This is a genomic window from Enterobacter sp. 22452 (assembly GCF_052045065.1).
GTDB lineage: Bacteria > Pseudomonadota > Gammaproteobacteria > Enterobacterales > Enterobacteriaceae > Enterobacter > Enterobacter mori.
On sequence record NZ_JBQEOB010000001.1, the window covers coordinates 360,982 to 373,610 of the forward strand.

Sequence of the window (12,629 nt, forward strand, 5' to 3'; positions counted from 1 at the left end):
CGCTGCGCTTACCGGGCCTACCGGAGCCGAGTGTAGGCCGGGTAAGGCGCAGCCGCCACCCGGCAATTACCGCCGACCTAACGGCACCACCAGCGGCGTGCCCGCCACTGGGTCGTCAATTATCATGCAGCGCATGCCGTAGATCCGCTCGATCAGATCCGGCGTCACAATCTCTTTCGGCGCGCCCTGCGCCACAATCTCGCCGTTGCGAAGCGCAATCAGATGCGTGGCGTAGCGGCACGCCTGGTTTAAATCGTGCAGCACCGCTGCCAGGGTATAGCCCTGCGTGCGGTTCAGCTCGCTCAGCAGCTCCAGCAGGTCAATCTGATGGCTGATGTCGAGCCAGGTCGTCGGCTCGTCCAGCAGCATGATGGCGGTCTCCTGCGCCAGCACCATCGCAATCCACGCGCGCTGGCGCTGCCCGCCGGAAAGGGTGTCCACGCTCTGCTGGGCCAGATCGGTAATCCCCGTCGCCTGCATCGCGCGGTTCACCGCCTCGTCATCCTCTTTACGCCAGCGGGTGAACAGCGGCTGGTGCGGATAGCGCCCGCGCGAGACCAGCTCCTGCACCGTGATGTCTCCCGGCGTGGTGGCGTTTTGCGCCAGCAGCCCGATGCGCCGCGCCACCTCTTTGCTGGCGAAGCGCTGGATCTGCTCTCCGTCGAGGAAGACGCTGCCTTCAGCCGGCGTCATCAGGCGGCTCAGCGTGCGCAGCAGGGTCGATTTGCCGCAGCCGTTCGGCCCGATGATTGCCGTAAAATGACCGTCCGGAATGGCGACGGATAAGTCACGGGCAATGATTTTTTTGCCGTAGCCGAGGGTAAGGTTTTCGCCGCGCAAGCGGGTAGTTGTGTCTGTCATTTCTTGCGTGACTCCTGAACGAGCAAGACGATGAGGTAAATCCCGCCGAGGCTGACGGTCACCACGCCCACCGGCAGTTGATAAGGCATAAACAGCCGCTGGGCGCAGAGATCGGCGGCCAATAGCAACAATGCGCCGCAGAACGCCGCCTGGGTTAATCCCCAGCGCGCGGTCCCGCTTAGGCGGCGGGCGATGTGCGGTGCCACGAGGGCGATAAACGAGATCGGCCCGGCGATGGCGGTAGAGGCGGCAGTCAGCAGTACGGCGACCAGCATCAGCATCAGGCGCGAGCGCTCGACGCCCACGCCCAGCGCGCAGGCGCTGTCGTCGCCCATCTCCAGCAGGCGCATGCGTCGCACCAGCAGCAGCGCGCCGATAAACATCAGCAAAATCAGCGGCGCGGCGGGCCAGGTTTTGCCCCACGTCAGGCCGTTGAGAGAACCGGCATACCACAGCCCGGCGGAGAGCGCGGTTTCCAGCGAGGCCTGCAGTAAAAGCCAGGTATTAAAGGCCATCAGCATGGCGCGGATGCCGATCCCGATGATGATCAGACGGAAGGTGTCGATACCGTTACGCCAGGCCAGCGCCCAGATCAGTAATGACGTCAGAATGCCGCCCGCCATCGCCGTAAAGGTAATCGCCGTCAGGTGCTGACCAAACAGCACCATCGCCACCAGCACGCCGCTCCAGGCCCCGGTGTTGAGGCCCATCACGTCCGGGCTGCCGAGCGGGTTGCGCATCAGCGACTGGAAGATTGCACCGCTCACGCCGAGCGCCGCGCCCACCAGAATGGCCATCGCCACGCGCGGCAGTCGCCACTCCGTCACCACCATAGTGATGTTGCGCGGCGCGCTGCCGAGCAGGGCGTTAAAGACCTGCGCAAAATCGAGCGTGACCGCGCCGCTGCGCAGGCTCCAGACCGCCAGCAGCAGAATGGCGACAAGCAGCAGGAAGACGCAGGCGACTAAACGCCGGGACGGGGCCATCATGCGCCACCTCCGCGTTTACGGCGTACCAGGAAGATCAGCACCGGCGCGCCGATAAAGGCGCTGACCACCGAGACGCGCAGTTCACCGGGCACCAGCAGGCGGCCCAGCACGTCGGCAAACAGCAGCAGGGCAGGGGTGGCCAGCAGCGTCACCGGCAGCGACCAGCGGTGATCCGCCCCCACCAGCCAGCGCGCCATGTGCGGCATCATCAGGCCAATAAAGGCGATCGGGCCGACCACCGCGGTCGCGCTGCCGCACAGCACGGTGATGGCGAGCAGACCAATCAGCTGCGTGCGCGCCACGCGGTTGCCGAGGGCGGTCGCGGTGTCGCTGCCGAGACTCAGGCTGTTGAGCGCGCGGCTTAAAAACAGCGCCACGGCGGCAGCGATAATGACCGGGATCGCCACCACTTTTAACGTTTCAAGGGTGCGGATATCCAGCGAACCGGCCTGCCAGAAGCGCAGCTGGTCGTAAACGTCCGGGTTGAGCAGGGCGATGCCGTTGGATAAGCCTTCCAGCACCGCCGCGAGCGCCACGCCCGCCAGCGTCAGGCGGACCGGACTCAGCTGGCCGCCGCCCTGGCTGCCGGTAAAGGCGACGACCAGCGAGGCGGCCAGCGCGCCGCAGAAGGCCATCGCCAGCTGTTCGGAGGGCGAGGTCAATCCGAACAGCGCCGCGCCGAGCACGATGGCAAAGCTGGCGCCGGAGTTAACGCCGAGAATGCCGGGGTCCGCCAGCGGGTTACGGGTAAGGGTTTGCATCAGGGCACCGGCAAGGCCGAGCGCGCCACCCGCCAGCAGTCCGGCAAGCGTGCGGGGGAGTCGGGCGTCGAGCACGATAATACAGTCAGCGCTCTGGCAGGTGCCGGAGAGCGCATCAACGATAACGGACGCGGGCAGCGGCTTCGCGCCGACCAGCAGGCTGAGTGCAACCGCAAGGCTCAGGAGCAGCAGTAAAACGGGCACGGCAACGGCGCGCACCGCAGAAGAGGAAAACGACATAGCAACATCCATGATTTGATAATGATAGTGATTATCGTTATCTATCTTATTTGGCTATGTTAGCATGTGCGCCCATGGAAAGGGTAGAAATAGACTCAAGGCTTTGTCATGAATCAAAAATCCTGGCTGCTCAACCTCAGCCTGCTGAAAACGCACCCGGCGTATCGCGCCGTATTTATCGCTCGCTTTATCTCCATTTTGTCCCTCGGGCTGCTCGGCGTGGCCGTGCCGGTACAGATCCAGACCCTGACGCACTCCAGCTGGCTGGTGGGGTTATCCGTCACCTTAACCGGCGGGGCGATGTTCATCGGCCTGATGGTCGGCGGCGTGCTGGCGGACCGCTACGAGCGTAAGAAGCTGATCCTGCTGGCGCGCGGCACCTGCGGCGTGGGCTTTATCGGGCTGTGTCTGAACGCCATGCTGCCGGAGCCGTCGCTGATCGCCATTTACGCGCTGGGGCTGTGGGACGGTTTCTTCGCCTCGCTGGGGGTGACGGCGCTGCTGGCGGCAACGCCCGCGCTGGTCGGGCGCGAGAACCTGATGCAGGCGGGGGCGATCACCATGCTCACCGTGCGCCTCGGCTCGGTGATTTCGCCAATGGTGGGCGGCCTGCTGCTGGCGACCGGCAACGTGGCGTGGAACTACGGGCTGGCGGCGGCGGGGACCTTTATCACCACCCTGACCCTGCTGCGCCTGCCGCTGCTGCCACCTCCGCCGCAGCCGCGCGAGCATCCGCTGAAATCGCTGATGGCCGCTATTCGTTTCCTGTTCAGCAACCCGCTGATTGGCGGCATTGCGCTGCTCGGCGGCCTGCTGACGATGGCGAGCGCCGTGCGCGTGCTCTACCCAGCGCTGGCGGGAGAGTGGCAGATGAGCGCCTCGGAGATTGGCGTGCTGTACGCCGCCATTCCGCTCGGCGCGGCCTGCGGGGCACTGACCAGCGGCAACCTGGCGCAAAGCGCGCGTCCGGGGTTGATTATGCTGCTTGCCACGCTGGCGTCGTTTATCGCCATTGGCTTCTTTAGCCTGATGCCGGTGTGGGCCCTGGGCGTGTTGTGTCTGGTGATCTTCGGCTGGCTGAGCGCCATCAGCTCGCTTTTGCAGTACACCCTGATCCAGACCCAGACGCCGGAAGGGATGCTCGGGCGCATTAACGGCTTGTGGACGGCGCAGAACGTGACGGGGGATGCGATTGGCGCGGCGATCCTCGGCGGGCTGGGGGCGATGATGACCCCGGTGGCCTCGGCGAGCAGCAGCGGGTTTGCGTTAGCGATGGTTGGCGTGATTTTGTTAGTGGCGCTGGTGGAATTGCGGCGGTTCAGGCAGGAGAGTGCCCCGGTGTGATTTGCCGGGTGGCGGCTGCGCCTTACCCGGCCTACATTTTGCACCCGTAGGCCCGGTAAGCGAAGCGCCACCGGGCGCAGGCATTACCCGAAAATTGCCTCTAAACGCTGCAACACCAACATCGCGCTGTAATAATCCAGGCGGAACGTCTCGGTTCCCAATGCCCAAACCCGTTTGTTCTTCACCGACGGCAGATGCGTCAGCAGCGGGTTGGCGTAAATCGCGTCGACGTCTTTCTTATCGCCCGCAAACACAAACAGCCCTTCACCGTTCAGCCCCGTCGCCAGGTTTTCACCGCCCAACTGAATAATGTCGTGGCGTTTGCCCTGGCTTTTCGAGGTCTGCAGCCCGGCGGGCAGCTCCGCCAGCGTAAAGCCCAGCTGGTGCAAAAGCTTGCCCTGTGCGGATTCAGCGGTCCACAGGTTGGCGCTGTGCGCGGCGGCGGTGTAGACGATGGCGTTCACAGGCTGCGGCGGCAGCTTCATCTGCTCTTTTACCTGCGCGAGCTGTTTATCAAAGGCGGCAATGCGCCCGGCGGCCTGTTTTTCCTGACCGGTGATGGTGCCCAACTGGGTCAGCAGTTCCTGCCAGCTCTTGTCGTCGTAGTTGATGATAAGCGTCGGCGCGATGGCGGAGAGCTGATCGTACAGCGCCAGCGCGGAATCCCCGCCGGTAGCGCTGATCAAAATCAGATCCGGCATCTGGGCGGCAACCGCTTCGGCGCTCGGCTCGCCAATGTACAGCCGCGCAACCTTGCGCTGTTTCGCAATATCCCCCCACTGGCGCAGGAAACCCTGCCCATCCGCCACGCGGTTGTTCGGCGTGGTGGCGCCGCTGGCGACGACCGGGGCGTCAATCGCCAGCAGGGAGCCGGTTAAGGTCACGCTGGTGGAGACAATGCGCGTCGGTTTGCTCTCAAGGGTATGCACGCCGCGGCTGTCGGTCACCTGGCGCGGCCAGTCGGCGGCGGTCGCTGAGGTTAGTCCTAAAACAAAAAGACCTGTCAGAAGAAAGGCATTACGGCAAAGGGCAGGGAATTTCACTGAGCGGCATCCTGTTATCGTTGAAGTTAATGCTTCTCATTTTCATGATTGCCGGGAAGGGATGCAAGCGTTTGTCGCACAAGTTGTTTGACCGACGGTTGACAGCGGGGCGCTGTGGGATTAGGTTAGCCGACGAAAATATAAATGATAATCATTATTGCTTCTTTTATCATTTTGAGGAGGATGATATGGATACGTCCCTGGCTGAGGAAGTTCAGCACACCGCAACTACGCTGCAATCAGACAGCTTTTTCTTTATGTCGCCTTACCGCAGTTTTACCACGTCCGGCTGCGTTGCCCGCTTTTCTGAGTCCGCCGTTGGCGGCGACGATCCGGCAGGCCGCTTCCAGCAGAAATTAGCCCAGGCTTTTCAGAACGCGAAGGCCAGCGGCATCGCCCATCCGGTCATGGTAGGGGCAATCCCATTCGATACCCGCAAGCCGTCGTCGCTGTTTATTCCCGAACGCTGGCAGACGTTTTCTCGCCCGGCGCGTCAGCAGTCTTCACGCTATTTCTCCGGTGCGCAGTCACTGAATATTGAAAAACGTACCGAGATCCCCCCGCAGCCTGTGTTTGAAGAGATGGTCGCCCGCGCCGCGGCGCTGACCGCCACGCCGCAGGTGAACAAGGTCGTGCTGTCGCGCCTGATTGATATTGCGACCGATAACAACATTGATAGCGGTGCGTTGATGGAGCGTCTTATCGCTCAGAACCCGGCGAGCTTTAATTTCCACGTGCCGCTGGAAGACGGCGGCGTGCTGCTGGGGGCAAGCCCCGAACTGCTGCTGCGCAAAGAGGGCGCGCACTTTAGCTCGCTGCCGCTGGCAGGCTCGGCGCGTCGTCAGCCAGACGACGTATTAGATCGCGAAGCGGGCAATAAGCTGCTGGCCTCCGAAAAAGACCGTCACGAGCACGACCTGGTGACCCAGGCGATGAAGGCCATTCTGGCACCGCGCAGCCACCATCTCAGCATGCCGGATTCTCCTCAGTTGATTACCACGCCGACGCTGTGGCATCTGGCAACGCCGGTAGAAGGCGAGGCGCGTGAAAATGAAAACGCCCTGACGCTGGCCTGCCTGCTGCACCCGACGCCTGCACTGAGCGGTTTCCCGCATCAGGCAGCAAAACAGCTGATTGCCGAGCTGGAGCCGTTCGACCGCGAGCTGTTCGGCGGCATCGTCGGCTGGTGCGACAGCGAAGGCAACGGCGAGTGGGTGGTGACCATCCGCTGCGCGCGTCTGCATAAAAATAGCGTTCGCCTGTTTGCCGGTGCGGGCATTGTTCCCGCCTCCTCGCCGGTGGGCGAGTGGCGCGAAACCGGCGTGAAGCTCTCCACCATGCTCAACGTTTTTGGTTTGCACTAAGGAATACTCATGACCATTCCCTTTACCCGCTGGCCTGAGGAATTCGCCCACCGCTACCGTGAAAAAGGCTACTGGCAGGATCTGCCGCTGACCCACATTCTGACGGATCGCGCGGACAGCGATGCGGTAGCGATAATCGACGGCGAGCGGCACATTACCTACCGCACGTTTAATCAGGCGGTGAACAACCTGGCGTCCGCCCTTGAGGCGCAGGGGCTGCACCGCGGCGAGACCGCGCTGGTGCAGCTCGGCAACGTGGCCGAGTTCTACATTACCTTCTTCGCGCTGCTGCAAATCGGCGTCGCGCCGGTGAACGCGCTCTTTAGCCATCAGCGCAGCGAGCTGAATGCCTACGCGGAGCAGATCAAACCCGCCGTGCTGATTGCCGATCGCGACCACGCGCTGTTTGTGGGCGATGACTTTCTCAACGCCTTTGTAGATGCGCACCGCTCGGTACGCGCCGTGCTGCTGCGCAGCGATAAGGGTGAACACGCGCTGGAAGCGGCGATTGCGCGCCCGGCGGACAATTTCATCCCGAACCCGACGCCCGCCGACGAGGTGGCGTTTTTCCAGCTCTCCGGCGGCAGCACCGGCACGCCGAAGCTGATCCCGCGCACGCATAACGATTACGACTACAGCATCCGCCGCAGCAACGAGATTTGCGGCATCACCGCCGAAACGCGTTACCTGAACGCGCTGCCCGCGGCGCATAACTACGCCATGAGCTCGCCAGGATCGTTAGGCGTTTTCACCGCGGGCGGCTGCGTGGTGCTGGCGAACGATCCGAGCGCGACGCTTTGCTTCCCGCTGATTGAACGGCATCAGATCAACGTCACCTCGCTGGTGCCCCCGGCGGTGAGCCTGTGGCTGCAGGCGATTGCCGACGGCGCGGGGAACGCGCAGCTGAGATCTCTGAAGCTGCTTCAGGTGGGCGGCGCGCGCCTCTCCGCCACGCTCGCGGCGCGCATTCCGGCGGAAATCGGCTGCCAGCTTCAGCAGGTGTTCGGCATGGCGGAAGGGCTGGTGAACTACACAGCGCTCGATGACGCGCCGGAGCGCATCATCAACACCCAGGGCCGTCCGATGTGCCCCGACGACGAAGTGTGGGTGGCGGACGAACACGGTAACCCGCTGCCGCGCGGCGAAGTCGGGCGTCTGATGACGCGCGGGCCGTATACCTTCCGCGGCTATTTCAACAGCCCGGAACACAACGCCAGCGCCTTCGACTCCAACGGCTTTTACTGCTCAGGGGATCTGATCGCCATCGACGAACAGGGCTACATCACCGTGCAGGGGCGCGAGAAAGATCAGATCAACCGAGGCGGGGAGAAGATCGCCGCCGAAGAGATTGAAAACCTGCTGCTGCGCCATGAGGCGGTGATCCACGCCGCGCTGGTGAGCATGGAGGACAGCCTGCTGGGCGAAAAAAGCTGCGCGTATCTGGTGGTGAAACAGCCCCTGCGCGCGGTCGAGGTGCGTCGCTTCCTGCGCGAGCAGGGCGTTGCCGAGTTCAAGCTGCCGGACCGCGTGGAGAGCGTGGATGCGCTCCCGTTAACGCCGGTCGGCAAAGTCGATAAGAAACAGTTGCGCCTGTGGCTCGCTGAACGCGCCCGGGGCTGAGGAACAGAGTATGGCTATCCCAAAATTAACCGCTTACGCCCTGCCGACGGCTGCAGAGCTGCCGACCAACAAGGTGAACTGGAGCTTTGAGCCGGAGCGCGCGGCGCTGTTGATCCACGATATGCAGGAGTATTTCCTGAACTTCTGGGGTGAAAATAGCGCGATGATGCAGCAGGTGGTGGCGAATATCGCCAGACTGCGCGCCTTCTGCAAAGCGCACAATATTCCGGTGTACTACACCGCTCAGCCGAAAGAGCAGAGCGACGAAGACCGCGCCCTGCTGAACGACATGTGGGGGCCGGGACTGACCCGTTCGCCGGAGCAGCAGCGTATCGTCGCTGAACTCACGCCGGACGAAGCCGACACGGTGCTGGTCAAGTGGCGCTACAGCGCGTTTCACCGCTCGCCGCTGGAGCAGATGTTGAAAGAGACGGGCCGCAACCAGCTGCTGATTACCGGCGTGTACGCCCATATCGGCTGCATGACCACCGCCACCGATGCCTTTATGCGCGACATCAAGCCGTTCTTTATCGCCGACGCGCTGGCGGATTTCACCCGCGACGAGCATCTGATGTCGCTGAACTACGTGGCCGGACGTTCGGGCCGCGTGGTGATGACCGACGAGCTGCTTCCGTCCGTTCCGGCGACCAAAGCCGCGCTGCGCGAGCTGATCCTGCCGCTGCTGGACGAGTCCGACGAGCCGATGGATGACGAAAACCTGATCGACTACGGCCTGGACTCGGTACGCATGATGGCGCTGGCCGCGCGCTGGCGCAAAGTGCACGGTGATATCGACTTCGTGATGCTGGCAAAAAATCCAACAATCGACGCCTGGTGGGCGCTGCTCTCCCGCGAGGTGAAGTAATGCGTTTTGATTTTACTGGCAAAACCGTCTGGGTGACGGGCGCGGGGAAGGGGATTGGCTACGCGACGGCGCTGGCGTTTGCGGAGGCGGGCGCGCAGGTGACCGGGTTCGATCTGGCCTTCCCGCAGGAAGATTATCCGTTTGCCATCGAAACGCTGGACGTGGCGGATTTTGCTCAGGTCAGCGATGTGTGTGGCCGTTTGCTTAATACCCTTGAGCGTCTGGACGTGCTGGTCAACGCGGCGGGTATTCTGCGCATGGGGGCGACGGACCAGCTCTCGCTGGAGGACTGGCAGCAGACCTTCGCGGTCAACGTCGGCGGCGCGTTCAACCTGTTCCAGCAGACGATGGGCCAGTTCCGCCGTCAGCAGGGCGGGGCGATAGTCACCGTGGCGTCCGACGCGGCGCACACGCCGCGCATCGGCATGAGCGCCTACGGTGCGTCGAAAGCGGCGCTGAAAAGCCTGGCCCTGACCGTCGGGCTGGAGCTGGCGAGCAGCGGCGTGCGTTGTAACCTGGTGTCGCCTGGCTCAACGGACACCGACATGCAGCGCACCCTGTGGACCAGCGACGACGCGGAGCAGCAGCGTATTCGCGGCTTTGGCGAGCAGTTCAAGCTCGGCATTCCGCTGGGCAAAATCGCCCGCCCGCAGGAGATTGCCAGCACGGTGCTGTTCCTGGCATCCGATGTCGCCAGCCATATCACCCTGCAGGATATCGTGGTGGACGGCGGCTCCACGCTGGGGGCGTGATGATCTGGAAACGTCATTTATCGCTCGAGGAGCTGAACGCCACCAGCATGAACACCCTGGTGGCGCATCTCGGCATCGTCTATACCCGTATCGGTGACGACACGCTGGAAGCGGAGATGCCGGTGGATGCGCGCACCCATCAGCCGTTCGGCCTGCTGCACGGCGGCGCGTCGGCGGCACTTGCGGAAACGCTGGGGTCGATGGCCGGCTTTCTGATGACTCGCGACGGACAGAACGTGGTGGGCACAGAGCTTAACGCCACGCACCACCGGGCGGTGTCGCAGGGGAGAGTGCGCGGGGTGTGCCAGCCGCTGCATCTGGGGCGCTCCAGCCAGAGCTGGGAGATCGTGGTCTTCGACGAGCAGGGGCGGCGGTGCTGCACCTGCCGGTTGAGTACGATGGTGTTGGGGTGAACGGGGCAGAATTGCCGGGTGGCGGCTTCGCCTTACCCGGCCTACACCTCACGTAGGCCCGGTAAGCGAAGCGCCACCGGGCAATGTTTACAACATCGATACCACCCGCTTCAACAGCCGAATTCGCGGTGCAATCGACGCTTTATCCAGCCATTCCGCAGGGCTGTGGAACCCGGCGCCAATCGGCCCCAGGCCGTCGAGCGTCGGGATGCCGAGCGCCGCGGTGTGGTTGGCGTCGCTCCCGCCGCCGACCGCCTGCCAGGTAATGTCGATACCCTCCGCTTTTCCTGCCGCTTCAACCTGCTGCATCAGGGCCTGAGTCGCTTTACTGGTTGCCATCGCCGGTTTGTGATTCACCCGCGCAAGCGTAGTGGTCACGCCGTCTAAAAAGCCTTTTTCACATAACGCCTCCAGCGCCTGATTCACCCGGTCGTACTCGTCGTTTTCCCAGAAGCGCACGTCGAGTTCGGCTACGGCGTTATCCGCCACCACGTTGGCCGCGCTGCCGCCGTGAATCACCCCGATGTTAAGCGTGGTGCCGCGATCCCAGTCGGTTAGCGCATTAATGGCGATGACGCTGTTTGCCAGCGCGGTAATTGCCGAGCGACCTTTCTCCGGGTCGTTGCCCGCGTGTGCCGCCACGCCGCTGAAGGTGAGGTGATAGCCCGCCATCCCTTTACGCGCTTTCACCAGCGAGCCGTCGGCTCGGGCGGCTTCGCAGACCAGCACGCAGCGGGAACGCTTAGCCAGCTCGCCAATCCATTCGTGGGAATGCACCGAGCCGGTCTCTTCGTCCGGGTTCATCGCCACGGCAATCGCGAGACGATCGTTGTCTGCGGCGTCGAGCCCGCGCATTGCCCACAAAATATTCAGAAGTCCGCTCTTCATATCCGAGACGCCGGGGCCGTACAGGCGGGTATCGTCCTCGCTCATCGGACGCTCGGCGACGGTGCCGGGGGCAAATACGGTATCCAGGTGCCCGACCAGCAGCACGTCAAAGCGTTCGGCCTGCGGTTTGTTGCTGACGAAGACGCCGGGACCCACCTTGTCGCCCAGGTTCACCTGCTCGGTGTGCCAGCCCTCGCGCTGCCAGAGCCGCTGCATGATGCCTGCCACGGCGGCAACGCCCGCAATGGTCTGGGTGCCGCAGTCCACGTTCACCAGGGTTTTCAGCTCTTCAATGTAATGGTCAAGATTCATGTTCACCTCCTGTTCAGAGAATAATGCGCATCAGCAGCATGGCTAAAAACGCGTTGACGACCGAGATGGCGATCATCAGCGGGATACGTTTGGCGCGGGTGCCGATCACGCCCAGAATGCGGCCCAGGTACTGTACCTGCGAGCCCATCAGGTAGATGGCGGGCGCCAGAATCGCCAGGTGTTCGCCGGTGAGGATACCTTTATCAAACAGGCCGATGGCGACGCCTATCCCGCCGCCCATCGACATCCAGCCGCCAATCAGCACGGCGGCCGCTTCGCCCGGCAGGCCGAACAGGCCCATTAACGGGGCGAAGATCATGCCCAGCCCTTTCAGGGCACCGGTAATTTCCAGCGCTTTGATGATGATAAACGCCATCACCACGTTGGGCAGGGTGCTGCTGGTGGCAATGCTCCAGCCTTTGCGCGCGCCTTCGACGAAGACATCGGTAATGACGGGGTTAGACTGTGGGGCACTCATGCGGCGTCTCCTTTGCGGGTGAAGGACAGGATCAATCGCAGCAGATTTGCGCCCACGATTTTCATGATGAACATGACGGCGATACAGGCTCCGATGGACGTGGGAACCGCCGCCGTGCCGTCAACGGCGACCAGCGTAAAGAGGATCGCCCCGGAAGAGAAAAAGTTGGTGATCATCGCCCCGGCGGAGAACTGGAACATGGCGAAAACGTCTTTCTCTTTTTCGCTGATTTGCCCTTCGTCTGACAGATTGCGGGTAAGCGATGCGCCCACGTCGGTGCTTTGCAGGCTGCCAATCAGCGCCAGCCCGGTGGTGCCGGGAATGCCCAGAAGCGGGCGCAGCAGAGGGGTTAAGAGTTTGCGGGCGGCACGCAGCGCGCCATAGTGCTCCAGCACGTTGATCATCCCCAGCGCGAACATCACCGCGGGAATTAAACCGAGCGCGAAGAGAAACCCGTCCATCGCGCCGCTGCCGCCGGTGCCGCGAAAGGCGCTGCTGGCTGTGGTTAACGTACCGTCATCCAGACTGGCTTTACTGACCACTTTGCCAAATGCGCCGTTGAGGGTGGTGAAATCAAAGATGCCGTACCACTCTTTTCCGCCTAACAGGCCGGAGAAGAAAACGGCTGCAAACGCCAGGGCGAAGTACGCGCCCGGACCGACCTTACTATCCTGAGGTACAGAACTGTTCATATCCTTT

At 62.9% G+C, this 12,629-nt stretch carries 13 protein-coding genes; 6 read left to right on the forward strand and 7 right to left on the reverse strand.

All coding sequences use genetic code 11. The annotated features are described in order from the left end of the window. Positions 1–66: 66 nt before the first annotated feature. From fepC to fepD, 3 genes are read right to left on the reverse strand one after another with little or no spacing between them, the layout of a single operon-like run. The gene (fepC, locus tag ACTJJA_RS01735; protein ID WP_440665860.1) at positions 67–861 is read right to left on the reverse strand and encodes an iron-enterobactin ABC transporter ATP-binding protein; all 795 of its coding nucleotides are present in this window, start codon (positions 859–861) and stop codon (positions 67–69) included. Continuing rightward, positions 858–1,847, reverse strand: coding sequence for an iron-enterobactin ABC transporter permease (fepG, locus tag ACTJJA_RS01740; protein WP_440666558.1), 990 nt, complete (start codon positions 1,845–1,847; stop codon positions 858–860). The genes fepC and fepG overlap by 4 nt, the downstream gene beginning before the upstream one ends. Further along, positions 1,847–2,851, reverse strand: a complete 1,005-nt coding sequence (fepD, locus tag ACTJJA_RS01745) for a Fe(3+)-siderophore ABC transporter permease (protein ID WP_174340521.1) — start codon at positions 2,849–2,851, stop codon at positions 1,847–1,849. Before fepD ends, fepG begins: the two co-directional genes overlap by 1 nt. Positions 2,852–2,959: 108 nt before the next feature. Here fepD and entS point away from each other — a divergent pair, with 108 nt between their 5' ends. Beyond that, positions 2,960–4,195 carry an enterobactin transporter EntS gene (gene entS, locus ACTJJA_RS01750; RefSeq protein ID WP_440665862.1) on the forward strand — a complete coding sequence of 412 codons (1,236 nt, stop codon included), beginning with the start codon at positions 2,960–2,962 and terminating at the stop codon, positions 4,193–4,195. Positions 4,196–4,278: 83 nt separating this feature from the next. On the opposite strand, the gene fepB is transcribed toward entS, so the two are convergent. Continuing rightward, on the reverse strand, positions 4,279–5,238 hold the full coding sequence (gene fepB, locus ACTJJA_RS01755) for a Fe2+-enterobactin ABC transporter substrate-binding protein (protein WP_440665864.1): 960 nt from the start codon (positions 5,236–5,238) through the stop codon (positions 4,279–4,281). Between the two features lie 188 nt (positions 5,239–5,426). On the opposite strand from fepB, the gene entC reads away from it, so the two are divergent. Genes entC through entH form a run of 5 tightly spaced genes read left to right on the forward strand, consistent with a single transcriptional unit; the run spans position 5,427 to position 10,252 of the window. After that, entirely contained in the window at positions 5,427–6,602 is a 1,176-nt protein-coding gene (gene entC, locus ACTJJA_RS01760) for an isochorismate synthase EntC (protein ID WP_218307850.1), read from the forward strand. A 9-nt stretch (positions 6,603–6,611) separates the two neighbouring features. Further along, a complete protein-coding gene (gene entE / locus ACTJJA_RS01765) occupies positions 6,612–8,222 on the forward strand; it encodes a (2,3-dihydroxybenzoyl)adenylate synthase EntE (RefSeq protein WP_440665866.1) in 1,611 nt (536 codons plus the stop codon). Between the two features lie 10 nt (positions 8,223–8,232). Next, positions 8,233–9,087: an isochorismatase gene (locus tag ACTJJA_RS01770; protein WP_218307852.1), complete on the forward strand. Its 855-nt coding sequence runs from the start codon at positions 8,233–8,235 to the stop codon at positions 9,085–9,087. After that, positions 9,087–9,839, forward strand: a complete 753-nt coding sequence (gene entA, locus ACTJJA_RS01775; RefSeq protein WP_440665869.1) for a 2,3-dihydro-2,3-dihydroxybenzoate dehydrogenase EntA — start codon at positions 9,087–9,089, stop codon at positions 9,837–9,839. The genes ACTJJA_RS01770 and entA overlap by 1 nt, the downstream gene beginning before the upstream one ends. Then, a complete protein-coding gene (gene entH / locus ACTJJA_RS01780; protein WP_420984894.1) occupies positions 9,839–10,252 on the forward strand; it encodes a proofreading thioesterase EntH in 414 nt (137 codons plus the stop codon). Before entA ends, entH begins: the two co-directional genes overlap by 1 nt. Positions 10,253–10,339: 87 nt before the next feature. On the opposite strand, the gene ACTJJA_RS01785 is transcribed toward entH, so the two are convergent. From ACTJJA_RS01785 to ACTJJA_RS01795, 3 genes are read right to left on the reverse strand one after another with little or no spacing between them, the layout of a single operon-like run. Next, positions 10,340–11,452 (reverse strand): M20 family metallopeptidase, encoded by a 1,113-nt coding sequence (locus ACTJJA_RS01785; RefSeq protein WP_440665871.1) that lies wholly within the window; start codon positions 11,450–11,452, stop codon positions 10,340–10,342. Positions 11,453–11,465: 13 nt separating this feature from the next. After that, positions 11,466–11,930: a YjiG family protein gene (locus ACTJJA_RS01790; RefSeq protein WP_440665873.1), complete on the reverse strand. Its 465-nt coding sequence runs from the start codon at positions 11,928–11,930 to the stop codon at positions 11,466–11,468. Next, positions 11,927–12,622 carry a nucleoside recognition domain-containing protein gene (locus tag ACTJJA_RS01795; RefSeq protein WP_440665875.1) on the reverse strand — a complete coding sequence of 232 codons (696 nt, stop codon included), beginning with the start codon at positions 12,620–12,622 and terminating at the stop codon, positions 11,927–11,929. The genes ACTJJA_RS01790 and ACTJJA_RS01795 overlap by 4 nt, the downstream gene beginning before the upstream one ends. Positions 12,623–12,629: the final 7 nt, after the last annotated feature.